At 71.1% G+C, this 23,763-nt stretch carries 22 protein-coding genes; 11 read left to right on the top strand and 11 right to left on the bottom strand.

The features are described 5' to 3' along the window. Positions 1–140: 140 nt before the first annotated feature. The 3 genes from hflX to miaA are packed head-to-tail and all read right to left on the bottom strand — an operon-like array spanning position 141 to position 3,353. On the bottom strand, positions 141–1,535 hold the full coding sequence (hflX, locus tag Aeryth_RS07900; RefSeq protein ID WP_067861483.1) for a GTPase HflX: 1,395 nt from the start codon (positions 1,533–1,535) through the stop codon (positions 141–143). 29 nt (positions 1,536–1,564) lie between these two features. Continuing rightward, positions 1,565–2,401 carry a diaminopimelate epimerase gene (dapF, locus tag Aeryth_RS07895; protein ID WP_067856897.1) on the bottom strand — a complete coding sequence of 279 codons (837 nt, stop codon included), beginning with the start codon at positions 2,399–2,401 and terminating at the stop codon, positions 1,565–1,567. A 10-nt stretch (positions 2,402–2,411) separates the two neighbouring features. Next, positions 2,412–3,353 carry a tRNA (adenosine(37)-N6)-dimethylallyltransferase MiaA gene (gene miaA, locus Aeryth_RS07890; protein WP_067856894.1) on the bottom strand — a complete coding sequence of 314 codons (942 nt, stop codon included), beginning with the start codon at positions 3,351–3,353 and terminating at the stop codon, positions 2,412–2,414. 64 nt (positions 3,354–3,417) lie between these two features. Between miaA and Aeryth_RS07885 the strand changes: the two genes are divergently transcribed. Continuing rightward, the gene (locus Aeryth_RS07885; RefSeq protein WP_067856891.1) at positions 3,418–3,669 is read left to right on the top strand and encodes an antitoxin; all 252 of its coding nucleotides are present in this window, start codon (positions 3,418–3,420) and stop codon (positions 3,667–3,669) included. 18 nt (positions 3,670–3,687) lie between these two features. On the opposite strand, the gene Aeryth_RS17930 is transcribed toward Aeryth_RS07885, so the two are convergent. Further along, entirely contained in the window at positions 3,688–4,356 is a 669-nt protein-coding gene (locus Aeryth_RS17930; protein WP_067856888.1) for a class III extradiol ring-cleavage dioxygenase family protein, read from the bottom strand. A gap of 121 nt (positions 4,357–4,477) precedes the next feature. Here Aeryth_RS17930 and Aeryth_RS07875 point away from each other — a divergent pair, with 121 nt between their 5' ends. Further along, positions 4,478–5,047 (top strand): hypothetical protein, encoded by a 570-nt coding sequence (locus tag Aeryth_RS07875; RefSeq protein WP_067856886.1) that lies wholly within the window; start codon positions 4,478–4,480, stop codon positions 5,045–5,047. A 15-nt stretch (positions 5,048–5,062) separates the two neighbouring features. Here the strand turns inward: Aeryth_RS07875 and Aeryth_RS07870 are convergent, their stop codons facing one another. Both Aeryth_RS07870 and Aeryth_RS07865 read right to left on the bottom strand, forming a co-directional pair. After that, positions 5,063–5,638, bottom strand: coding sequence for an HhH-GPD-type base excision DNA repair protein (locus Aeryth_RS07870; protein ID WP_067856884.1), 576 nt, complete (start codon positions 5,636–5,638; stop codon positions 5,063–5,065). A gap of 54 nt (positions 5,639–5,692) precedes the next feature. After that, positions 5,693–6,358 carry a TetR/AcrR family transcriptional regulator gene (locus tag Aeryth_RS07865; RefSeq protein ID WP_067856882.1) on the bottom strand — a complete coding sequence of 222 codons (666 nt, stop codon included), beginning with the start codon at positions 6,356–6,358 and terminating at the stop codon, positions 5,693–5,695. Between the two features lie 50 nt (positions 6,359–6,408). Between Aeryth_RS07865 and Aeryth_RS07860 the strand changes: the two genes are divergently transcribed. The 3 genes from Aeryth_RS07860 (at position 6,409) to Aeryth_RS07850 (ending at position 12,917) form a co-directional block, all read left to right on the top strand. After that, positions 6,409–9,294, top strand: a complete 2,886-nt coding sequence (locus Aeryth_RS07860) for an MMPL family transporter (protein ID WP_067861481.1) — start codon at positions 6,409–6,411, stop codon at positions 9,292–9,294. Further along, positions 9,294–11,372, top strand: coding sequence for a YhgE/Pip domain-containing protein (locus tag Aeryth_RS07855; RefSeq protein WP_067856879.1), 2,079 nt, complete (start codon positions 9,294–9,296; stop codon positions 11,370–11,372). Before Aeryth_RS07860 ends, Aeryth_RS07855 begins: the two co-directional genes overlap by 1 nt. A 177-nt stretch (positions 11,373–11,549) precedes the next feature. Next, positions 11,550–12,917: an aminotransferase class I/II-fold pyridoxal phosphate-dependent enzyme gene (locus Aeryth_RS07850; RefSeq protein WP_067856876.1), complete on the top strand. Its 1,368-nt coding sequence runs from the start codon at positions 11,550–11,552 to the stop codon at positions 12,915–12,917. A 45-nt stretch (positions 12,918–12,962) separates the two neighbouring features. On the opposite strand, the gene miaB is transcribed toward Aeryth_RS07850, so the two are convergent. From miaB to Aeryth_RS07830, 4 genes are all read right to left on the bottom strand, one after another. After that, positions 12,963–14,480 (bottom strand): tRNA (N6-isopentenyl adenosine(37)-C2)-methylthiotransferase MiaB, encoded by a 1,518-nt coding sequence (gene miaB / locus Aeryth_RS07845; RefSeq protein ID WP_067856873.1) that lies wholly within the window; start codon positions 14,478–14,480, stop codon positions 12,963–12,965. Positions 14,481–14,586: 106 nt separating this feature from the next. Continuing rightward, positions 14,587–16,212, bottom strand: coding sequence for an alpha/beta hydrolase (locus Aeryth_RS07840; protein ID WP_144433722.1), 1,626 nt, complete (start codon positions 16,210–16,212; stop codon positions 14,587–14,589). A 129-nt stretch (positions 16,213–16,341) separates the two neighbouring features. Continuing rightward, the gene (locus Aeryth_RS07835) at positions 16,342–16,764 is read right to left on the bottom strand and encodes a VOC family protein (RefSeq protein ID WP_067856871.1); all 423 of its coding nucleotides are present in this window, start codon (positions 16,762–16,764) and stop codon (positions 16,342–16,344) included. 76 nt (positions 16,765–16,840) lie between these two features. Next, positions 16,841–17,524, bottom strand: coding sequence for a DUF305 domain-containing protein (locus Aeryth_RS07830; RefSeq protein ID WP_067856868.1), 684 nt, complete (start codon positions 17,522–17,524; stop codon positions 16,841–16,843). Between the two features lie 123 nt (positions 17,525–17,647). Between Aeryth_RS07830 and Aeryth_RS07825 the strand changes: the two genes are divergently transcribed. The 5 genes from Aeryth_RS07825 (at position 17,648) to Aeryth_RS07805 (ending at position 22,639) form a co-directional block, all read left to right on the top strand. Then, on the top strand, positions 17,648–19,201 hold the full coding sequence (locus Aeryth_RS07825; RefSeq protein ID WP_067856865.1) for an LVIVD repeat-containing protein: 1,554 nt from the start codon (positions 17,648–17,650) through the stop codon (positions 19,199–19,201). 183 nt (positions 19,202–19,384) lie between these two features. Continuing rightward, positions 19,385–20,113: an amino acid ABC transporter ATP-binding protein gene (locus Aeryth_RS07820; RefSeq protein ID WP_193786293.1), complete on the top strand. Its 729-nt coding sequence runs from the start codon at positions 19,385–19,387 to the stop codon at positions 20,111–20,113. A gap of 43 nt (positions 20,114–20,156) precedes the next feature. Then, positions 20,157–21,050, top strand: coding sequence for a glutamate ABC transporter substrate-binding protein (locus tag Aeryth_RS07815; protein ID WP_067856859.1), 894 nt, complete (start codon positions 20,157–20,159; stop codon positions 21,048–21,050). 75 nt (positions 21,051–21,125) lie between these two features. Continuing rightward, positions 21,126–21,770, top strand: coding sequence for an amino acid ABC transporter permease (locus Aeryth_RS07810; RefSeq protein WP_067856856.1), 645 nt, complete (start codon positions 21,126–21,128; stop codon positions 21,768–21,770). After that, complete coding sequence (locus Aeryth_RS07805; RefSeq protein WP_067856853.1) at positions 21,767–22,639, top strand: amino acid ABC transporter permease; 873 nt, start codon at positions 21,767–21,769, stop codon at positions 22,637–22,639. The genes Aeryth_RS07810 and Aeryth_RS07805 overlap by 4 nt, the downstream gene beginning before the upstream one ends. Positions 22,640–22,642: 3 nt before the next feature. On the opposite strand, the gene Aeryth_RS07800 is transcribed toward Aeryth_RS07805, so the two are convergent. After that, complete coding sequence (locus Aeryth_RS07800) at positions 22,643–23,104, bottom strand: hotdog fold domain-containing protein (protein WP_067856850.1); 462 nt, start codon at positions 23,102–23,104, stop codon at positions 22,643–22,645. Positions 23,105–23,185: 81 nt separating this feature from the next. On the opposite strand from Aeryth_RS07800, the gene Aeryth_RS07795 reads away from it, so the two are divergent. After that, on the top strand, positions 23,186–23,743 hold the full coding sequence (locus tag Aeryth_RS07795) for a PadR family transcriptional regulator (protein WP_067856848.1): 558 nt from the start codon (positions 23,186–23,188) through the stop codon (positions 23,741–23,743). Positions 23,744–23,763: the final 20 nt, after the last annotated feature.

Genomic DNA, 23,763 nt, shown 5'->3' with positions numbered 1-23,763 from the left:
GGCAACGGCTCCGCGCGGACCAACCCCCAGCGACCGCTCCGAGTGGTCTCGATACACCTCCCCTCGCTAGCGCTCGTGGAGGCACTCGACCAGCAAAACCCTCCGCTACTCGACCAGCGGACGCACCGCTGGGCGCGTGATCAGAGGGCGTTGAGCTGGTGGGCGAGGTCGTCGGAGACGCGGGCGACGAGGTGGGTGCCGTCGGACTCGTGCGCCAGCTCCTCGATCTCGCCGGTCTCGTGCACCTGGTTGAGGAGGTCACCGCGCTCGTAGGGCACCACGACCTCGACGCGCACCGCGGGTCGGGGCAGGTCGGCCTCGATGGCGGCGAGCAGCTCGTCGACGCCCTCGCCCGTACGCGCGCTGACGACGACGGCGTGCGGCTCGCGGGCGAGCAGCTGCTTGACCTCGAGCGGGTCGGCGGCGTCGGCCTTGTTGAGGACGATGATCTCCGGCACGTGCAGCGCCTCGATCTCGGCGAACACCTCGCGCACGGCCGCGATCTGGCCGGCGGGGTCGGGGTGCGAGGCGTCCACGACGTGGAGCACGAGGTCGGCCTCGGCCACCTCCTCCAGCGTGGAGCGGAACGCCTCGACCAGCTGGTGCGGCAGGTGTCGCACGAAGCCGACGGTGTCGGACATCGTGAACACGCGTCCGTCGCTCGTCTGCGTCTTGCGCGTCGTGGGGTCGAGGGTCGCGAACAGCGCGTCCTCCACCAGCACGCCCGCGCCGGTCAGCCGGTTGAGCAGGCTCGACTTGCCGGCATTGGTGTAGCCGGCGATGACGACGGCCGGGACCTCGTTGCGCCGACGCCGCGCCTTCTTGATGTCGCGGGTGGTGCGCAGCGCCGTGAGCTCTCGACGCAGCTTCGCCATGCGGGACTGGATGCGACGCCGATCGGTCTCGAGCTTCGTCTCACCGGGACCACGACCACCGATGCCCTCACCGCCGGCAGCGCGTCCGCCGGCCTGGCGCGAGAGGTTGCCGCCCCATCCGCGCAGACGCTGGGTCTGGTACTGCAGCTGGGCGAGCTCGACCTGCGCCTTGCCCTCCGCCGACTTCGCGTGCTGCGCGAAGATGTCGAGGATCAGCGCCGTCCGGTCGACGACCTTGACCTTGGTGCGGTCCTCGAGGTTGCGCAGCTGGCTGGGCGCGAGCTCGCCGTCGCAGATGATCGTGTCGGCGCCGGTGGCCTGCACGGCGGCGGTGAGCTCCTCGACCTTGCCGCTGCCGATGAAGGTGGCGGGGTCGGGCCGCTGACGACGCTGCAGCAGCGCGTCGAGGACGTCGGAGCCCGCGGTCTCGGCGAGCAGCTTCAGCTCGGCGAGGGAGTTCTCGGCGTCCTCCGCACTGCCCTCGGTCCACACGCCGACCAGCACGACCCGCTCGAGCCGCAGCTGGCGGTACTCGACCTCGGTGATGTCCTCGAGCTCGGTGCGCAGCCCGGCGACGCGCCGCAGCGACTGACGCTCGGCGAGCTCGAGTCCGTCGTGCGCGCCCTCCAGGTCGCGGTCGACCGCGGGGTCGATGCCCAGCCTGCTGGCGACGTTCGTGTCGGACTCGCTCACGCGATCCACTCCATCTCTCCGGTGGCGACGATGCGGGCCGGTCCCGCGAGGACGACCCGGGTGGGCTCGACCGTGATGTTCAGGGTGCCGCCGGGGACGTCGACACGGTACGTCGTGGAGCCGGCGGCGTCGAGGGCGTGGTCGGCGAGCGCGGTAGCGATCCCGACGGCGCACGCGCCGGTGCCGCACGACCGGGTCTCGCCGGAGCCACGCTCGTGGACGCGCATGGCGACGTGGTGGTCGGCGACCCGCTCGACGAACTCGACGTTGACGCCGTCGGGGTAGGTCGCGGTGTCGTAGCTGGGCGCCCGCAGCAGGGTGCCTGCGTCGGCGAGGGTGTCGACGAAGGTGACGGCGTGGGGGTTGCCCGTGCGCACGTCCTGCGCCTCCCACACGCGACCGTCGACCTCGACCTTCGACGTGCCGCGCACGTCGTAGCCGCCCATGTCGACGCTGAGCTGGTCGCCGTCGACGGTGACCACCTTGTCGCCGTCGCGGGTGCCGACGACCACGGGCGCGTCGGCCGGCACGAGGCCGGCGTCGATCAGGTGTCGGGCGAACACGCGGACGCCGTTGCCGCACATCTCGCTGACGGAGCCGTCGGCGTTGCGGTAGTCCATGAACCACTCCCCGGCGCTGGCGGCCGCCTCGGGCACGTCGAGCGCGGCCGAGCGCACCACGCGGAGCACGCCGTCGGCACCGAGGCCCGTGCGTCGGGCGCAGAGCGCCGCCACGAACGCAGGGTCGAGGTCGCCGTGCACCGTGCCGTCGTGGTCGGGGAGCAGGACGAAGTCGTTCTCGGTGCCGTGCCCCTTGAGCCAGGGGAAAGTCATACGTTCCAGTCTACGTCCGAGGGCCCGACGGAACCGGGTCGTCGCCGCGCACCGCGCGGAGCGCCTGCTCGAGGACGTCGTCGGCGTCGTGCGGCAGCCACACGACCCGCGGGTCCTGGTGGAACATCCGGTCCTGACGCCGGGCGAACGCACGCGTGCCGCGCACGGTCTCGGCGCGCGCCTCGGCGTCGCTCAGGTCGCCGTCGAGCAGCGCGAGCACCTGCTGGTAGCCGATGGAGCGCGACGCGGTGGGCGAGTCGGCCAGTCCGTGGTCGAGCAGGTCTCGCACCTCTTGGACCAGGCCCGCGTCCCACATGGCGTCGACGCGTCGGACGATGCGTTCGTCGAGCACGGGACGCGGGACGTCGAGGCCGAGCAGGACCACGTCGGGGTAGATCGACCGGTAAGGCGGGAGCGTGGCGACGAACGGCTCCCCCGTGATCTCCGTGACTTCCAGCGCCCGGACGAGGCGACGGCCGTTGCTGGGCAGCACATGCTCGGCGGCGTCGGGCGCGACCCGCCGCAGCTCCGCGTGCAGGGCGTCCGGCCCCTCCGTCTCGAGCCGGCGCTGGTACTTCTCGCGTACCTGCGGCACGGTGCCCGGGAACACGAAGTCGTCGACGACGGCCCGCACGTAGAGCGACGACCCGCCGACGAGGATCGGCGTGACGCCGCGACGCAGGCAGTCCTCGACGGCGGCGCGGGCGTCGCGCTGGAAGGCGGCCACCGACGTGGCCTGGTCGACGTCGAGCACGTCGAGCAGGTGGTGCGGCACGCCACGCCGTTCCTCGGGCGTGACCTTCGCGCTGCCGACGTCCATCCCGCGGAACAGCTGCACGGCGTCGGCGTTGACGACCTCTCCGCCCAGCGCGAGGGCGAGGTCGACGGCGAGCGCCGACTTGCCCGACGCGGTCGGGCCGACGACGACCACGAGGCGTTCGGCACTGCTCACCTGGGGAGTCTCTCGTACGCTCGAGGCACACACGACCGCTCCCCCGCGACCGAGGAGAGATTCGATGGGCTTCCTGGACAAGCTGAAGAAGAACGCACCCGAGCTGAAGGCGAAGGCCTCCGAGTTGGCGCGCACGCAGAACGCGAAGATCGACCAGGGCATCGACAAGGCCGCCGGGCTGGCCGACAAGGCCACGAAGGGCAAGTACACGCAGAAGATCGACGGTGCCGCGGGCAAGGCGAAGGACGCCGCCGACAAGCTCGCCGAGGACGACCGTCGCGGCCCGGGCGGCACCGCGGGTCCTGCGCGCCCCTGACCCAGGGGGCGGTGGCGCTCAGCCCACCTGCCAGGACGCCACGAACCAGCCGACGCCGAACGGCGCCTCGTCGAGCGACAACTGCGCGCTGACGCGTGCGTGGTCGCGGTGCACCCGTGCGGCGACGGCGTCGCCCGCGACCCGCAGGGTCGTCGCACCCTGGCACCAGAGCTCGGCGGCGAGGGCGAGGTCGATGCCACCGAGCGCGTCGGGGTCGCCGTCGGCGAGCGCCGAGGCGATCGCGGCGTCGAACGCCTCGGCACGGGCGTCGAGATGCCCGGGCGCCTTCTCGGTGCGGGTGGCGCTGCCGTCGGCCATGACGAGCACGGCGACGTCGTCGTCGAGGTCTGCCGCGTCGAGGGTCGCCGCGTAGCGTCGCGGTCCGTCCCAGCCGACGCTGTCGAGCAGCCAGGCGCCGACGGTGTGGGCGAGCCCCAGCGTGGCGGCACCCGCTGCGCCGGCGCCGAGAGCGATGCCGTGCGGCTCCAGCGAGCCGCCGACCGTCTCGTCCGCGGGCAGGTCGTCGCCGTCGGGGCCGAGCACGACGACGACGCGCGGAGCAATCGCGACGAGGTCGCGCACCGCGTCGAGCGAGGCGTCGCGCAACGCCCCCGCCTCCTCGACGTCGCCGACGAGGGACCCGGCCGGCAGCACAGGCGGGTGGGGGCAGAAGGCCAGACGCGTCACGGGGCGAGCGTAGGCGGGACCTCGCGGGCCCGCTGGTCGAGCCCTTCGGCGCTCGGCGAGGACTGACGCCACGGCCCTCGCTCGAGCCGCCGCGCCGGTCGTCGCGTGGCACGATGACGACGTGCCTTCCTACCTCCCAGACGAGGACGTCTGGCGCTACGCACCGGCGCCCGTGGGGCGGGGGTGGCGGCGTCTGGCCGTCGTCGGTCCGCTCGTGGCGGTGCTCGTCGCGGCCGGGGCGGTGGGGGTGGCGCTGCAGGCGAGGTCCCAGGACACGCGCGGCACGTTGGACGACCCGCGCGTGACCCGCATGGTCGCGCAGGCCTGCGGCATCATGACGTCGGCCGTGGCGCAGGTACGGGTCGACGGTCCGGCGCGGCTGCGCGGCGCCCAGCTGGCCGACCAGAACCTCGAGGTACGGCGGATGATCGACCGCGTGCGGACGCTGTCGCCGGCCGTGCGCCGAGCCGACCGTCCGCTGGAGGCCTGGCTCGCCGACTGGGAGACGCTCCTCGCCGCCCGCGAGCAGTACGCCCGTCAGGTCTCGGGCGGCTTCCGCGGCGACTTCCGACCCCCGACGGCGCCCGACGGCAGCGGGCTGGAGCAGCGCATGGACCGCGCGGCCCAGGGCACCTGCCAGGTGCCGGCGACGCTCGTCGACCCGTTCGCGTACCAGGACGTCAGCGTCTGACGCGCCCGACGTACGTCAGGACCGACCGGACTCGGCCTTCGCCTTCGCTTTCGCCGCCTTCTTGAAGTCGCGGACCTTCTTGAGCGAGTCGGCGTCGACGACGTCGGCGACCGACCGGTAGCCCTTCTTGCTGTAGTCGCCGGAGACGGTGGTCCAGCCGCGCGGCTTCACGTCGAGCTGCTTGGCGAGCAGGGCGACGAAGATCTTGGCCTTCTGCTCGCCGTACCCGGGCAGTGCGGTGAGCCGCGCGAACAGCGCCTCGCCGGACTTCGCGTCCGTCCAGATGCGGGAGGCGTCGCCGTCGTACTCCTCCACCACGACCTGCGCGAGGGCCTGCACCCGTCCGGCCATGGACCGTCCGTACCGGTGGATCGCCGGCGGGGTCGCACAGAGGTCGGCGAAGGCGTCGGGCTCGGCCGTCGCGATCGCGGCCGGGTCGAGCGTGCCGAACCGGTCGAGGATCTTCGCCGGGCCGCGGAACGCGTGCTCCATCGGGTACTGCTGGTCGAGCAGCATGCCGACGAGGAGGGCGAACGGGTCGGCGCTGAGCACCTGGTCGGCGGCGGGGTCCTGGGCGATCTGGATGGCCATGGAACCATCCTGCCGCACCGGCGCGGGGCAGGGTCGTCGAGCGCGCCGCGCGACTCAGGCGGGCTGGGTGAAGGAGAGCAGCATCCGCGGCAGGGCGACGCGCATGGCCTCGACGTCGACAGGACGGTCGTCGACGAGGGAACCGAGGACCAGGGCGTCCCACGTGCCCATGAGGATCGTGCACACCTCACGGACGTCGAGGGTGAGCCGCAGGTCGAACGCGGCCAGGGCGGAGGTGAGCACCTCGCCGATGCCATCGAGCACGGCGTTCCACCAGCCGACGAACACGTCGCCGCCCACGTCTCCGCGCAGGCCCCTCAGCTGCATCTCGAGGTGGAGCTGGAAGTCGTCGCGGTCCGGGGGCTGCAGCAGCAGGAACCGTTCGAGGATGACGCCGGCGGCCTCCTCCGCCCCGAGGCCGTCGAGGGTGGTGAGGTCGGCCGCCTCCTTCAGCATGGCCAGGACGCGCTCCCGCTCCCGCTCCGTCAGGGCCACCACGAGCTCGTCCTTCGACGTGAAGTTGGAGTAGAAGGCGCCGCGCGTGAAGCCGGCCTCCTCGCACAGCCGCTCGACGGACACCCCCTGCAGCCCCTCGCGCACCAGCAGGGACCGGGCAGCGTCGAGCAGGCGCTCGCGGGTGGCGGCCCGGCGGCGCGAGACCGCGTCGGCGGGCGCGGACTCGTCGGGGCGGCCGGCGACGGCGTCAGGCGTGGTGGACACGACATCAGGATACATTGATGTATTCAATACAGAACCGTATCGTGATGGACATGTCGTCCTCCCTGTACGAGCTCGGACGCCGGTGCTTCCTGCGGCCCGGTCGCGTCCTCCTCGCCTGGTTCCTGGTCGCGCTGATCGGCGCCGGTGCCGCGCTCGCGCTCGGCGACGGGACGCGCGACGAGTTCGACGTCCCCGGCACCGAGGCCAACGACGCCTTCGTCGACCTCGGCCGCACCTTCCCGGAGCTGTCGGGCCTCACCGCCTACGCCGTGGTGGTGGCCCCCGACGGCACGTCGATCGAGTCGCCCACGTCGAAGGCACTCGTCGGTCGCACGGTCGCCGCCCTCGAGCGGGTCGACGGCGTCACCTCCGTGACCTCCCCCTACGACGAGCTGGCACGAGCCGCCTCGATCTCGCGCGACGACCGCGCCGCCCAGATCCAGGTCTCCCTCGCCGGCGACCTCGGCGGGGTGACCGAGCGTCTGAAGAGCGACCTCCAGCAGACCGGCACCAGCCTCGACGACGCCGGCTACACGGTCGCGTTCGGCGGTGACGCCTTCTCCAACACGGGGCCGAAGCTCTCGATCATCGAGGTGATCGGTGTCGTCGTGGCGCTCGTCGTGCTCTACCGGATGTTCCGGTCGTGGCGTGCGGCCTTCCTGCCCATCATCACCGCCCTCGTCGGCGTGGTGGTGACGATGGAGCTGCTGTGGACCGCCACCGGCTTCCTGACGATCAGCTCGACCGCCCCGCTCCTGGCCCTCATGATCGGGCTGGCGGTGGGGATCGACTACGCGCTGTTCATCGTCTCGCGGCACCGCGAGCTCATGGCCGACGGCATCCCGGCCGACGAGGCCGTCGGGCGCGCCGTCGCGACGGCCGGATCCGCCGTGGTCTTCGCGGGCGTCACGGTGATGATCGCGCTGGTCGGCCTGTTCGTCGCCGGCATCCCCTTCCTCACCGTCATGGGCATCAGCGGCGCCGTCTCGGTGGCCGTGGCCGTCGCCGTGGCGCTGACCCTGCTGCCGGCCCTGCTCGGCCGGGCCGGCGACCGCCTGCAGCCCACGGCGAAGGAGAAGCCCGCGGGCGGCTTCTCGCGACGTTGGGTGCGCCTGACCACCCGCTTCCCGGCGGTCGCGATGGTCGTCGTGGTCGGCGTGCTCGCCGTCGGGACCCTGCCGGTGAAGGACCTGCAGCTCGCCCTCCCCGACAACGGCAGCGCGCCGACCGGCAGCACGCAGCGCGAGGCCTACGACCTCGTCGACCAGCACCTCGGCCCCGGCTACAACGGACCGCTGCTCGTCAAGCTCGACGTGATCACCTCCAACGACCCGCTCGGCGTCGTCGACGACGTCGAGCGCGACCTGCGGGCGACGAAGGGCGTGGAGACCATCGGTCTCGCCACCCCGAACCGCTCCGCCGACACCGCCGTCATCCAGGTGATCCCGACGACGGGTCCCGCGTCGCCCCAGACCGCCGACCTCGTGCAGCGGATCCGGGCCGAGGCGCCCCGCTGGGAGCAGGAGCACGGCGTGGACGTGTCGGTCACGGGGCTGACCGCCGTCGGCATCGACGTGTCCGAGCGCCTCCAGGACGCCCTCCTGCCCTTCGGCCTGCTCGTCGTGGGCCTGTCGGTGCTGCTGCTCATGGTGGTCTTCCGCTCCCTGCTCATCCCCCTCAAGGCGACGCTCGGGTTCCTGCTCTCCACGGGTGCTGCGTTCGGTGCCGTCGTCGCGGTGTTCCAGTGGGGCTGGCTCGCCGACCTCGTGCACCTGCAGGACACCGGACCGCTCATCTCCTTCCTGCCGATCCTGCTCATGGCCGTGCTGTTCGGCCTGTCGATGGACTACGAGGTGTTCCTGGTCTCGCGCATGAAGGAGGAGTACGTGCGCACCGGCGACCCCGACGAGGCGATCGTCGAGGGCTTCGTCGGCAGCTCGCGGGTCGTCACCGCAGCGGCGGTGATCATGCTCGCGGTCTTCGCGGCGTTCGTCCCCGAGGGCGACGAGAACATCAAGCCGATCGCCTTCGCGCTCGCCGTGGGGGTGTTCGCCGACGCGTTCCTCGTGCGGATGCTGTTCGTGCCGTCGGTCATGCGGTTCGCCGGTCACCGATCGTGGTGGCTCCCCCGCTGGCTGGCCACGCGCCTGCCCCATGTCGACGTCGAGGGCGAGGCGCTGCACCGCCGGGTGGAGCTCGAGACCTGGCCGCGTCCGCACTCGACCGCGGCCGTCTCCGCCGCCGGGCTCACGCTCGCGACGCCGGAGGGCATCGTCTACAACGACGTCACCGTGGAGCTCCCGGCCGGTGAGTGGCTCGTGGTCCACGGGCCGAGCGGCAGCGGCAAGACCGCGCTGCTGCTCACATTCGCCGGACGCATGGCCTTCGACGAGGGACGGCTGCGCGTGACCGGCCACCTCCTCCCGCAGGAGGCGCGCGACGTCCGCCGCAAGGTCTCGCTCGCGGAGTTCCGCGACGTCAACGACCTCGACCCGAACCTCACCGTCGACCAGCACGTCGCCGAGCGGCTGTCGATCCGCACCCTCGGCCTGTGGGTCTCGCGGTCGAAGGTCGCGCCCGTGCGCGGGCTGATGAACGAGGCCCTGGAGGCGGCCCACGTCGAGCACGGGCTGCCGTTCACCGACGTCGACGGCTCGACGCTCGTCTCCGACCTCTCGCGCCTGGAGCGCAAGACCCTAGGCATCGTCCTCGCCCTGCTGGCCCGGCCGGAGGTGCTCGTCGTCGACGACGCCGACGACCTGCGCGCCACCGAGCACGTCGACCTGCTCTGGTCGACCCTCGCGCACCTGCTGGAGGACCGGCCGACCGCGCTCGTCGCGAGCGTGCAGTCGGCCACCTCTGCCCCCGCCCCGTCCCCGCGGCTCCACCTGCTGGAGCTCGACACCCGACGCACTCTCGATGAGCTGATGATCTGATGCTGCCCACCCCCTCCCTCCCCTGGTTCGAGCTCGCGCGGTTCCGTCGCAGCCGGCTCACCCGCCTGGCCGTGCTCGCCGTCGCGATCGTCCCGCTCTTCTACGGCGCGCTGTACATCTGGGCCAACATCGACCCGACCGGTCGGCTCGACCACGTGAAGGCCGCCGTCGTCAACGAGGACCAGATGGTCGAGGTCGCCGGCCGTGACGGCGAGAAGCAGCCCGTGGCCGTCGGCCGTCAGCTCGCCGCGAACCTCGTCGGCAACGACGACCGCAACAACTACGACTGGGTCCTCACCGACCCCTCCGACGCCCGCAGCGGTCTGGCCGACGGTCGCTACAAGGCGGTCCTCACGATCCCGCGCGACCTGTCGAAGGCGGCGACGTCGACGAGCGGCGACCCCGACGCGGCGGTCCAGGGCCGGCTCGACCTGAAGACGAACGACGCCGTCAACTTCGTGAACGGCCAGATCGCCGACCGCATCCTCGAGGCCGCGAAGTCGTCGCTGAACGCCCAGGTCACGCGCACCTACCTCGACAACCTCTACCTCGGCTTCACCGACATCAAGAGCTCCCTGGAGGAGGCGGCCGACGGCGCGGGCACGCTCGCCGACGGCGCCGGCCGGCTCGGCACCGGAGCCGACCAGCTGGCCGACGGCACCCGTCAGCTCAGCAGCGGTGCGGCGACGCTCGCCGACGGGAACCGGCAGCTCGCGGGCGGTGCGGAGCGGCTCGACGCCGGCGCCGGACAGCTCGCGAACGGTCTCGACCAGCTGCAGGAGCGCACCGCTCCCCTGCCCGGGCAGACCCGCCAGCTCGCCGACGGGGCGGAGCAGGTCGCGGGAGGCGTGGCGCAGCTCGACGCCGTCGTCCAACGCGTGGTGGGCGGCATCAACGGCAGCACCGGCCAGGTCCGAGAGCAGCTGCAGACCCTGGAGACGTCGCTGCGCGACGCCGCGCAGCGGTGCCGCGCCGACGGCGTCCCTGCGGCCACGTGCGCGAACCTCGACGCCGGCGCCGACGCCGCCGCGGCGGCCCGCACGCAGGTCGGCACCGTGACCGGGCGCGCCGACGAGATCGGGCGGCAGTCGGCGCGCCTGAACGATGGAGCGCAGCGCGTCGCGGCGGGCAACCGTCAGCTCGCCGACAACGTCCCGACCCTCGTCGGGGCGATCGGCCAGGCCTCCGACGGCGCCGACCAGCTGCAGTCCGGCACGTCTCAGCTGGCCACCGGCGCCCGCGAGGCGGCCGGTGGTGCAGATCGGCTCGCGAGCGGGGCCAGCCGTCTGACCGACGGTGCCGACCAGCTCAGCGACGGCGCAGGCGCGTTGCGCGACGGCGCACTGCGACTGCAGGACGGTCTGACCGACGGCAGCGAGCAGGTGCCCGACTACACGAAGGACCAGCGCGAGAAGCTCGCCAAGACCGCGGCCACCCCGGTCACCGACGCCGCCGACCGGCTCAACGCCGTCGCGTCGTACGGCGAGGGCCTCGCGCCGTACTTCATGGCGCTCGCGCTGTGGGTGGGCGCCATGTCGATCTACCTCCTGCTGCGCCCGGTCTCCGCGCGCGCGATCGCCTCGACGACGAGCGCTGTACGCACGGCGCTGGCCGGGTTCGTGCCAGGGGCCGCGCTGTCGGTCGTGCAGGCCGTGCTGCTGGTCGGCGTGCTGCTCGGGATCGTCGGCGTCGACGCCTCGCAGCCAGGCCTGCTCCTCGGTCTGGCATTGCTCACCGGGCTGGTGTTCACCGCCATCAACCAGACCTTCATCGCCTGGTTCGGCGGGGCCGGACGCTTCCTGGCGATCGTGTTCGTCTGCCTGCAGCTGACCGCTGCGGGCGGGACCTACCCGATCGAGACCTCACCGTCGTTCTTCGGCTTCCTGCACGCGCTGCTGCCCATGACCTACGCGGTGCACGGGCTGCGCGCGGCGACGGCAGGTGGCACCACGGGTGTCGCGTTCGACGTCTTCGTGCTGGTCGTGTTCGCCGTGGGTGCGCTCGCCCTCACCGCGTTGGCGGCGAAGCGTCGCGAGCGCGTGACGATGACCGCCCTGCACCCGACGCTCCAGGTCTGACAGGTCGCCCGACCAGATCGTGGCAGCACCCGCGCGACGAGGGCACTCACGGTCCTCTCACGAGATCCTCACACAATCTTGATGCTCTTCTGTGACGTCCTGAACGGCGTTCACCTCGATGCGGGCGCACCCTGAAAGGGCAGCCCCATCGGGGGGCCATCACCGTGGAGGAATGCCATGTGGACCACTGCGCAGCGCCGTCGCCTGACCGAGACCCCGTACGCCGATGCCCTCGACCGACATGCCGGGGCCGGCATCGCCTCGTTCCACGCGCTGCCCATCGGTTCGCTCGCCCACGCGCCCGATGGCGACGACTCCGCACTCGCTGAGCGCACCCGTCGGCTCTTCGGGAGCTACCTGGCGACCGAGCTGACCCTCGGCTCGCCCGAGCTCGACTCCTTCTTCCGCGCCCACCGCCAGCTCGCGCGGTCGCGGCGGCTGACGGCGGAGGCCTTCGGCGCCGACGACACCCAGTACGTCACCACGGGCACGACGGGCGCCAACCAGGTGGCGCTGGAGGCGCTGCGCGTCGCCGGCGCCCGGGTGCTCGTCGACCGCTCGGTGCACCAGTCCATCCACTTCGCCCTCGACCGCCTCGGCGCCGACGTCCTGTACGCACCGACGTCGCCGACGGACACCGAGCACGGCGTCATCACCGCGCTGCGCGAGGCGAAGGCCGCCGGGGTGGAGGTCGACGTCGTGGTCGTCGGGGTGTCCGCCTACGACGGGTCCCTGGTGCAGATGCGTCGCTTCCTGGGCGCGCTGCAGGAGCTGACCGCCGAGTCGGGCTGCCGGGTGCTCGTCGACGAGGCCTGGACGGCGATCCACGCGTTCCACCCGTGGCTGCGGCGGCTCACCGCCATCCACGCGATCCGCGAGACGCTCGCGGAGCACCCCGACTGGCCGGCGTCGTTCCTCGTGACGCACTCGACCCACAAGTCGATGCTCGCGCTGAGGCAGGGCTCGTACCTGCACGTCATCGGGCCGGACACGCTCAAGGCCACCGTGCGCGCGGCGCTGTACCGCGTCCACACCACGAGCCCGTCGCTGCCGGTGCTCGCGAGCCTCGACATCGCGCGCGCCCACGCCGTCGCCGAGGGGACCGCCCTCGTCGAGAGAGCCCTCGCGCAGGCCGACCGGCTCAGGGAGCTCGCGCGCCGGGTCCCGTGGCTGGCCGAGCACCGGCCGGTGGCCACCACGAGCGCGTACCTCGCGGACCCGATGAAGGTGCACCTCGACCTCGGGACGCCCGAGCGCGCCCAGGAGGTGCGCGCGGCCCTGTTCGACGAGTACGGCATCTTCGTCTCGCGGCAGGACGGCTCGACGCTGCTGTTCACGATGCACGTCGGCGTGACCCCCGAGCAGGTCGACCTGCTGGTCGAGGCGCTGGAGAGCGTGTGCTGCCTCGATGCCCCGGAGTGCTCCTGCGGCGACGAGCGGTACATCATCGCCTACCCGCCGGGGATCCCCCTGCAGGTGCCGGGCGAGCAGCTGTCCGCGCCGCCGTCGCGACGGGCGGGCGAGGAGCTGTACTCGACGTTCTGAGCTGCCTGCCCTGCCACCTGCGGTCTCGCCGAGCTCGACGAGGGGTCAGCGGGCGCAGGCGGGGGCGTCGACGACCGGCAGCGGGGCCGGGACGCCGAGCGACGGCATGCCGAGGGAGACCGCGGGGCGCACCTCGGTGCGACCCTGGCGGGCCTCCCACGCGTCGCCGGCCCGTGTGCGGCGGTAGGAGACGACCTCGGCGTCGCTGACGAGGTGGTGCGGTGCGGCGTGCGTGACGGTGACCTCGACGAGGTCGCCGGGGCGCACGTCGTGCCCGCCGGGGGCGAAGTGAACGAGCCGGTTGTCGCGCGCGCGGCCGGTGAGGCGCTGGGTCTCGTGGTCCTTGCGGCCGCCGGCGGCGCTGTGGTCGGAGACGAGCAGCTCGACGGTGCGGCCCTCGAGCCGCTGGTTCTCGGCCCAGGCGGTCTCCTCGACGGCTGCCGCGAGGCGCATGTAGCGCTCCTGCACGACTTCCTTGGGCAGCTCGGGCAGGTCGGCGGCTGGCGTGCCCGGCCGGCGCGAGTACTGGAAGGTGAACGCGCTCGCGAACCGCGCCTGCCGGACGACGTCGAGCGTCTCGGCGAAGTCCTCCTCGGTCTCGCCGGGGAACCCGACGATGATGTCGGTGGTGATCGCGGCGTCGGGCATCGCCTGGCGCACGCGGTCGAGGATGCCGAGGTACTTCTCCTTGCGGTAGGAGCGCCGCATCGCCTTCAGCACCCGGTCGGAGCCGGACTGCAGCGGCATGTGCAGCTGCGGCATGACGTTGGGCGTCTCGGCCATCGCAGCGATGACGTCGTCGGTGAAGTCCTTCGGGTGCGGGCTCGTGAAGCGCACCCGCTCCAGGCCCTCGATCTCCCCGCACGCGCGCAGGAGCTTGCCGAACGCGAACCGGTCGCCCAGCTCCACGCCGTAGGCGTTGACGTTCTGGCCGAGCAGCGTCACCTCGACGACGCCGTCGGCGACGAGCGCCTCGACCTCCGCGAGCACGTCGCCGGGTCGGCGGTCCTTCTCCTTGCCGCGCAGGGCGGGGACGATGCAGAAGGTGCACGTGTTGTTGCAGCCGACGCTGATGGAGACCCAGGCGGCGAACACGGAGTCGCGCTTGGTGGGCAGCGTCGACGGGAAGACCTCGAGCGACTCGAGGATCTCGACCTGCGACTCCTCCTGCACCCGCGCCCGCTCGAGCAGGACCGGCAGCGAGCCGATGTTGTGCGTGCCGAAGACGACGTCGACCCAGGGGGCACGCTTCGTGATGGTGTCGCGGTCCTTCTGCGCAAGGCAGCCCCCGACGGCCACCTGCATGCCGGGGTGCTGGGCCTTGAGACTCGCGACGTGCCCGAGGTTCCCGTACAGCTTGTTGTCGGCGTTCTCCCGCACGGCGCACGTGTTGAACACGACGAGGTCGGGGATCGCGGCGCCCTCGTCGGCGTCCGACGTGTGCTTGGCGTACCCCGCGGTCTCCAGGAGCCCCGACAGCCGCTCGCTGTCGTGGACGTTCATCTGGCACCCGTAGGTGCGCACCTCGTAGGTCTTCGCCGTCGGCGTCGCTGCAGCAGTCATGACCGCTCAATCGTACGTGCCGGGCGACACCCCTTGGACGACGGCGGGCGTCGACGCTCAGCGACCGTGAGGTCACTGCACGCCGACGCCCGTCGTGGGTCGCAGGTCAGGGACGGATGGCGTCCCGCTGCATCTGCTGGCGCAGCTCGCTCGGCGCCGGGGTGGCGCTCTGCGTGCGGGCGGTCGCCTGCTCGGGCACCGGCTGCGGGAGCGGCTGGCACACGACGTCGGCGCGGTTGCCCGACACCCGTCGCGGCAGCTTGCCGGTGAGCAGGTAGTCGGCGATGCGGTTGTCGGTGCACGCGTTGCCGCCGAGCGACCCCGAGTGGGTCGTGCCGCCGGAGACCGCCACCAGGCGCGCGCCGGGGTAGCGCTTGCGGACCTCGATGCTGCCCGGGTACGGCGTGGCGGCGTCGTACGTCTCGTTGATCATCAGCACGCTCGTCGACTTCGCACCCTTCACCCGGACGGGCTGGTGCGCCTTGGCCGGCCAGTGGCGGCACGGCTCGTTGTACCAGGCGTTCGCCCACGTCTCGAACGGCGCGATCGCGTCGAGCGCCCAGTTGTCGCGCGCCCACTTCTCCCAGCTCGTCGGCCAGGCGGCGTCCGTGCACTGGACGCCCAGGTACACCGCATAGCCGTTGTCGTCGCCGTAGCCGCTCGCGTCGAGGTACGCGGCCTTCAGCGACGCGACGTCGCCCTGGTTGACGAAGTCGGAGAAGACCTGCGCCAGGTCGGTCCACGTCGACTGGTAGTAGCCGGCGTACAGGAAGGAGTCGTTCCACTCGCTGCCACCCAGACGGTTGCCGTCGGCGTCCGCGACGGGCTCGTCGTAGAGCTTCTCCTGCGTGTCGTAGAAGAGGTTGCGGACGGCGCGGGTGGTCGTGCCGAGGTGGTAGACGTCGTCGTAGCGGGCGATCCAGGCGAACCAGCGGTTCACGTTCTTGTCGAACGGCTCGTTCTGGTTCAGGTTGCCCTGGTACCAGACGTCGCGCGGGTCGACCGTGCCGTCGAAGATCATGCGGCGCACGTGCGACGGGAACAGCGAGGAGTACACCTGGCCGAGGTAGGTGCCGTAGGAGAAGCCGTAGTAGTTGATCCGCTTCTGGCCGAGCGCGATGCGGATCTGGTCGAGGTCCTTCGCCACGTCACGGGTCGTGAGGTGGTCGAGGATCGGCCCGTTCTTCTCGGCGCACGCCGTCGTGTAGGCGTTCGTGCGCGCGAACCACGCGTCGCGGATCTCGGTGGTGCTCGGCTCGTAGCGGGGACGGTCGTACCCGCCGTAGCTCGGGTCGCACGAGACGGCCGGAGCGCTCTGGCCGACGCCTCGCGGGTCGAAGCCGATCCAGTCGTAGGCTGCACCGGCGTTCTTCGGGATCGCGCCGCCCAGGCGCGACAGGCCGAGGCCAGAGCCGCCCGGTCCGCCCGGGTTCACGAGCACGCCACCCTGGTACTTGCTGCGGGCCACCGTGTGCTTCACGCGCGAGATCGCGATGGTGATCTTCGTGCCGCGCGGCTTCGCGTAGTCGAGCGGCACCTTGACGCGGGCGCACTGGGCACCGGCGCGCACGAGCCCAGGGCCGCTGTCACCGAACGACGCACACGAGCCCCAGCTGACCGACGGCGCCTGGGCCGCAGCGCTCGGCGGTGCTGCCTCCGCCGTCGCGGGCAGCGCGAGCGTGAGCGCGCCGACCGAGACGATCGCGAGCGCACCGGACATCCACTTCTTCATCCGACATCCTCCACCGTGAGAGGTTCCTCCCCGATGGAGGACCGTCGGACACCGTCACACGCGGTGGATGCGGGGCGCAACCACCCGAAGGTCACGATCGTGAAAACTTCACGACCGTCACCGGCACGGTCAGGACGTCGGAGCGGCGATCTCCAGCGCGATCCCGTCGGGGTCTCGGAACTCCAGGATCGCCTGCCCGCCGACGTCCTTGACGTCCTCGTGCAGGATGCCGAGGTCGTCGAGCACCGCGACGGCGTGGTCGAGCGCAGCGCGGTCGGCGACGGCGAGGCTGAGGTGGTCGAGCCCGATCCGGTCCTCGTCGAAGGAGTCGTCGCCTGGAGCGACCGGGCGCAGGCCGAGCAGCCCTCCGGGGAACCGGTAGATGACGCCACCGAAGAGGAAGGAGAGCTGCTCCCGCGTCTGCTCGTCGGGGTCCTCCGGCAGCTCGAACGCGACGTCGAAGCCGAAGACATCGTCGTAGAAGCGGCGCGAGACGTCGATGTCGCGGACGGTGAGGCGGACGTGGGCGAAGTCGGTGGCGGCGATGGGCACGAGGGCTCCTTGGAGTGGGCGGGACGTGCCTCCACGCTCACACGGGTCGGGCCCGACCGCGACGCGAACGCCGGCCTCAGAGGTCGGCGAGCAGCTGACGCATGCGGTCGATCTCGGCCGTCTGGTCCGCCGCGATGCTGGTCGCCAGCTCGTTGACCTGCAGGTCCGCACCCTCGCGCACCACCGTGTCGACCATCTCGATGGCGCCCTGGTGGTGCATGATCATCAGCTCCAGGAACAGCCGGTCGAAGTCCTTCCCGCGCGAGGCCTCGAGCTCCTCCAGCTGCGCCTCGCTCGCCATCCCGGCCATGTCGTGGACGTCGCCGCCGTGCGAGCCGTGGCCACCGTGGCGGCCCATCGGGATGTTGCCACCTTCGATCTGCTCCTTTGTCGGCGCGTCGAGACCCTGGTCGGTGAGCCACCCGGCCATGAAGACGATCTCGGGGCGCTGGGCCCCGTCGATGCGGTCGGCCATGGTGCGCACGGCCCTGCTCCCCCGAGCGTCGGGGGCGAGCTGCGCCATCTGCAACGCCTGCGCGTGGTGCGGGATCATCATCTGCACGAACTCGACGTCGGCATCGTTCGCCCGCGCCCGCTCGATCTCCGGCGCCTCGTCGAGCACCTCGGCCTTCTCGCCCGGCTTGCCCGGCTGGATCACGGCACCGTCGACCTGCCGTGACCGGTCGTCACCCGAGCAGCCCGAGAGCAGCACCGCCGACGCGGCCAGCGCCACCGTGACGCCCCGCAGAGGTCGTCGCATCCGAGTCCCCTTCCCCCGAAGTGGAGCCGTCATCAGATCGTCATCGACGGACCCGCGCGGGCCCTTGTCGCCGTGACGGCTTTCGGGTGAGGATAGCCGGACATCGGGGGAAGGACACACCACATGCGTCATGCACGCAGACGGGCCACGACGGCCCTGCTCGGAGCCGCCGCCACCGGCGCGCTCACCACCGCACTGCTCTCGCCCTTGGCCGCCGTGGCCGAGGAGAGGACCGAGGAACGGGTCGAGACCCGCCCCTCGAAGGAGTGCAAGGGCGAGCGCACGTTGTCGGAGGCCGACCGCCTCGCCGGCAACTGCCTGCCCGGCAACGACACGGCACGGATGAACGCCAGCGGCGTCGACCTCGCACCCGGCGAGGAGGCCAGCAGCGCCAACGTCAAGCGCCTCGCCACCATCGCCAAGCAGGGCGCCTTCGCCTCGGAGGATGCCCTCAACAGCGACCTCGCGTTCCAGGGTAAGTACGCCTTCGCGGGCAACTACAACGGCTTCACGGTGTACGACATCTCCAAGCCGGCGAAGCCGAAGACCGTCGCGCAGGTCGTGTGCGCCGGGGCCCAGAACGACGTCTCCGTGTACGACGACGTGCTCATCCTCAGCACCGACTCCTCGCGCAGCGACTCCTCGTGCGAGAGCACCGCCCAGTCGGCGACCATCAAGGACTCGTGGGAGGGCATCAAGGTCTTCGACATCTCCGACCCGCGCCGTCCGGAGTACGTGGCCGCGGTCGAGACGCCGTGCGGCTCGCACACGCACACGCTCGCGCCCGGCAAGAGCAAGGGCGCGAAGGGCAAGGGCAAGGTCGACGACCTCTACGTCTACGTGTCCTCGTACGCGCCGAACGCGGCGTTCCCGGACTGCCAGCCGCCGCTGGACTCCATCAGCGTCGTCAAGGTGCCGCTGAAGAAGCCGTCCACGGCGCGCATGATCTCCCAGCCCGTGCTGTTCCCCGACGGCGGCAACCCGGCCGGCGGGTACTCGCGGGAGACGAGCGGCTGCCACGACCTCACGGCCTACCCGAGCAAGGACATCATGGCGGGCGCCTGCATGGGCGACGGCATCCTGCTCGACATCGAGGACCGGGAGAAGCCGAAGGTCACCGAGAACGTCCGCGACACCGAGAACTTCGCGTTCTGGCACTCGGCGACCTTCAACAACGACGGCACGAAGGTCGTGTTCACCGACGAGCTGGGCGGCGGTGGCGCGCCCACCTGCAACCCGACGGTCGGCGACACCAAGGGCGCCAACGGGATCTACGACATCACCCGCTCCGGCGACCTGGAGTTCAAGAGCTACTACAAGATCCCCCGGACCCAGGCCAACACCGAGAACTGCGTCGCCCACAACGGCTCGCTGGTCCCGGTGAAGGGCAAGGACATCATGGTCCAGGCCTGGTACCAGGGTGGCTGGTCGATGTACGACTTCACCGACTCGGCCAACCCGAAGGAGATCGCGTGGCACGACCGTGGCCCGAACGACGCCGAGCGTCTCGTGGTCGGCGGTCCGTGGTCGACGTACTACTACAACGGCCACATCTACTCCAACGAGATCCAGCGAGGTTTCGAGGTGTTCCGCGTCGACGACCGTCGCATCAAGGGAGCCGAGCGGGTGAGGTTCAAGGAGCTCAACCCGCAGAGCCAGCCGCGCTACCGCGAGTAGGTCTCCCACCCTCGCGGTCCTGAGACGTCGGCCGCCGTGCGCAGCTCCCCTGCGACGGCGGCCGACGTGTGTCCGGACGGTTGCCGACGTCCCGCCGGCCGTCGCGTCAGGTGACGATTCGATTGCGGACTTGCAGGACGGGGCGGTGTCGCGGATAGGTTGTCGGCCATGGCTGACACACCCATGGTGGCCATGCGGGGGGTCCAGAAGCACTTCGGGTCCCTGCATGTGCTGCAGGACATCGAGCTCGACGTCGCACGCGGCGAGGTCGTCGTCGTGATCGGGCCGTCGGGCTCGGGCAAGTCGACGCTCTGCCGGACGATCAACCGCCTCGAGACGATCGACGCGGGCGAGATCACCGTCGACGGCGAGCCGTTGCCGGCCGAGGGCAAGGCCCTCGCCCAGCTGCGCGCCGACGTCGGGATGGTGTTCCAGTCCTTCAACCTCTTCGCCCACAAGACGGTGCTCGAGAACGTGACCCTTGGCCCGATCAAGGTGCGCGGACAGTCGAAGTCCGACGCCGAGGCGCGCGCCATGGAGCTGCTGCGCCGGGTCGGCGTCGACTCGCAGGCGCAGAAGCTGCCGGCCCAGCTCTCCGGAGGCCAGCAGCAGCGGGTCGCGATCGCGCGGTCGCTGGCCATGGAGCCGAAGGTCATGCTCTTCGACGAGCCGACGTCGGCCCTGGACCCGGAGATGATCAAGGAGGTCCTCGACACGATGGTCGACCTCGCCCAGGGCGGCATGACGATGATCGTCGTCACCCACGAGATGGGCTTCGCCCGTACGGCCGCCGACCGCGTCGTGTTCATGGCCGACGGCCGGATCGTCGAGCAGAACACCCCGCACGAATTCTTCAGCGCTCCGCGCTCCGACCGTGCGAAGGACTTCCTCGGCAAGATCCTCAACCACTGAGCCTCCTGGAAGTACCCAACCAACCGATCGAGGGGAACACACCATGAAGGTGCGCACCATCAAGCTGGCCGCGGTCGCGGCGGCGGTCGTACTGGCCGCGTCGGCCTGCGGCAACGCAGGCGAGGACGACGGCACGACCGCGTCCGGCAACGAGTACGAGGTCGTCGACAGCCCGGACTTCGAGGCTGGCACGCGCATGGCCGACCTGGCCGAGGCCGGCACGGTCAAGATCGGCGTGAAGTTCGACCAGCCCGGTGTCGGCTTCCGCGCCGCCGGGTCGGACACGCCGACCGGCATCGACCCGGAGCTCGGCAAGATCATCGCCGGCCAGCTCGGCATCGAGCCTGACAAGATCGAGTGGGTCGAGACCATCTCCGACAACCGCGAGCCGTTCCTGCAGAACGGCACGGTCGACTTCGTCATCGCGTCGTACTCGATCACCGACGAGCGTCGCAAGGTCGTCGGCCAGGCCGGCCCGTACTACGTGACGGGGCAGAGCCTGCTCGTCGCGAAGGACGACGACTCCATCAACGGCCCGGACGACCTGTCGGGCAAGAAGGTCTGCTCCGTCACTGGCTCGACGTCGATCAAGACCGTCGAGGAGGAGTACGGGGCCACGCCTGCCGGCTTCGACACCTACTCCGAGTGCGTCGACCAGCTGAAGAACGGCTCGGTCGACGCGGTCACCACCGACGGTGCGATCCTGCTGGGCTACGCGGCCCAGGCGCCCGACGAGCTGAAGGTCGTCGGCGAGCCGTTCTCGGAGGAGCGCTACGGCGTCGGCTACAGCAAGGACGCCCCGGAGCTGTGCCAGTTCCTGAACGACAGCATCGAGAAGGCGTACGACGACGGAGACTTCGAGAAGGCCTTCGACGCGACGCTCGGCAAGTCGGGCAACGACGTCCCGGCGAAGCCGACGCTCGACGCCTGCGCCTGATCCCCGCGGCGGTCGCCGGGCCCACGACAGGCCCGGCGACCGTCGCTCCACCCTGCGATCCCCCACGGAGGTGACGTGGACGCGTTCACCGAGAACTTCGACCTGGTGCTCTCCGGCTTCGGCGAGACGCTGAAGCTGCTCGTCGTGTCAGGGCTCATCGCCCTCGTCGTCGGCACGCTCGTCGCGGTCGCGCGCGTCTCCCCCGTGCCCGTCCTGCGTGGTGTCGGCATCGGCTACGTGACGATCTTCCGCAACACGCCGCTGCTCGTGCTCATCCTGCTGACCTACTACGGGCTGCCCGAGCTCGGCATCGACTTCGGCTTCTTCGTCATGGTCACGATGGCGATGGGCCTGTACACGGCCGCCTTCGTCACCGAGGCGATCCGGTCGGGCATCAACGGCATCGGCCTCGGCCAGGCCGAGGCGGCCCGCTCGCTCGGCATGCCGTTCTCCCTGACGATGACGCAGGTGGTCCTGCCGCAGGCGTTCCGGCTCACCGTGCCGCCGCTGGCGAGCGTGATGATCGCGCTGACGAAGAACACGTCGCTCGCGGCCGTCTTCGGCATCGCCGAGGCGACCTTCCGCATGAAGGGGCTGAGCAACGACTACGCCAGCGAACGGGTGGTCATCTTCGCCGGGATCGCGCTCGGCTACATCCTCATCGTCGAGCTGATCTCCTTCGGCGCCAACCGCTTCGAGAAGGCCTGGAGGGTCGCATGAGCAACGCCTCGGTCCTGTTCGACGTGCCCGGCCCGCGGGCCGCACGTCGCCACCGCATCGCCGGCGTCGTCACCGTCGTCGGCATCCTCGCCCTGCTCGCGCTCGTCGTCTGGAAGCTCTGGTCGGAGGACCAGCTGACAGCGCAGCAGTGGGAGCCGTTCGTCACGCCACGCCTCGTCGACCTGCTGCTGCAGGGTCTGCTGGACACGCTGCGTGCCGCCGGACTCGCCATCGTCGGCGCGGTCGTGCTGGGTGTCCTGCTGGGCGTCGGCAAGCTCAGCGACCGCGCCGTGGTGCGGTGGCCGTCGTGGCTCGTGGTCGAGTTCTTCCGCGCCGTCCCGCTCTTGCTGCTCATCATCTTCGTGTGGGGGCTGGCCGGGAACCCGAACGGCGTCATCTTCCCGCTGGTGGTCGGGCTGGTGCTCTACAACGGCTCCGTCCTCGCCGAGGTGTTCCGCGCCGGCATCAACGCGGTGCCGCGCGGGCAGGCCGAGGCCGGGTACGCGCTCGGGCTCACGAAGTCGACCGTCACGCGGATCGTCCTGCTGCCGCAGGCGGTGAAGATCATGTTCCCGTCGATCATCAGCCAGTGCATCGTCGTCCTCAAGGACACCAGCCTCGGGTACGCGATCCTCGCGCCGGGACTCACCGTGGCCGGTCGGGACATCTTCCGGACGTTCGACAACCGTCTGGCCACCGCGCTCGTGCTCGCGGCGATCTACATCGTGCTGAACCTGCTGCTGACCTGGCTGGGTGGCGTGGTGCAACGGCGTTACGTCGGCGGAAAGCGCACCGAGCTGGTCGGAGGCATCGTGCAGGGGCAGCCCGACGGCGGCGGCAGCGGCACCGGCGCCACCACCGGCGCGTGAGCCTCAGCGCTTCTTGGGCGTGACCCAGAGGTGGATGGTGCCGGCCACGGTGACCGTGCCGTCCTTCAGGGCGGCCGTGACGCGGACCGGGACGTCGGGGCCGTCGGCCCAGGCCTCGGGGTCGGACTCGGCGGTGCAGACGAGGTCGCCGTCGGACTTCGCCAGGTACTGCACGTCCATGCCCTTGGGCAGCCAGCGGTGGTCGCTCGGGCAGGTCGCCTCGGCGAGCAGTCCCATGGCGGCCTCGAGACCGTTGCACGCTGCGATCGCGTGCACGGTGCCGATGTGGTTCTGCACGCTGCGCCGCTTGGGGATGGTGATCTGCGCGAAGTGCGGCTTCATCTCCTCCACGCGGAGGTGGATCGAGGCGAAGTAGGGCGCCTTTTGTCCGTAGAAGATCGAGAACAGGCGCTTGCCCTGCGGGAGCGCTGACATCTTCTGGTACACGTCGAGGGTGCTGGGCATGCGCGCGAGTCTAGGACGCTGACAGCGACGCTGTCTGCGTCGCCGGGCCGAGTGTGGCGAACCGCTCAGTAGGGTGAGGCCGTGAACCTGTCGATGACGTCGTACGCGCTGCTCGGTCTGCTCGCGTTCGACGACATGTCGCAGACGACGGGTCTGACGGGCTACGAGCTGAAGCAGCGGGCGGACCGCACGCTCAAGTTCTACTGGACGTCGCCGGCGATGAGCCAGATCTACACCGAGCTCGACAAGCTGCTGGAGCGTGACCTCGTGCACGCCGTGGAGCACGTCGAGGGCCGTCGCACGACCCGCCGGTTCCGGATCAGCGACGAGGGTCGCAGCCAGGTCGAGCGCTGGTTGTCAGCGCCCGTCGACGACCCGTTCCCGGTGCTCAAGCACCCGGTGGCGTTGCGCCTGCTGATGGGCCATCTGACGTCGGCCGAGCACGTGCAGGAGATGCTCGAGGACTACCTGATCCGCCTCGCAGACCGGCGGCGTGAGCTCGAGACCGTCCGTGAGCTGCTGGGCGACGTCGAGGAGGTGCGGTACGCCGCGCGCGTGGCCGAGTGGGGGTTGTCGTACTACGACAGCGAGCGCGAGATCGTCGAGCGGATCCGGCGCGACGTCGAGGAGCGCGGCTGAACCGCGCTCCTCGACGGGTC

The organism is Aeromicrobium erythreum, from assembly GCF_001509405.1.
Taxonomy (GTDB): domain Bacteria; phylum Actinomycetota; class Actinomycetes; order Propionibacteriales; family Nocardioidaceae; genus Aeromicrobium; species Aeromicrobium erythreum.
This window is presented reverse-complemented; position numbering and strand designations above follow the sequence as displayed.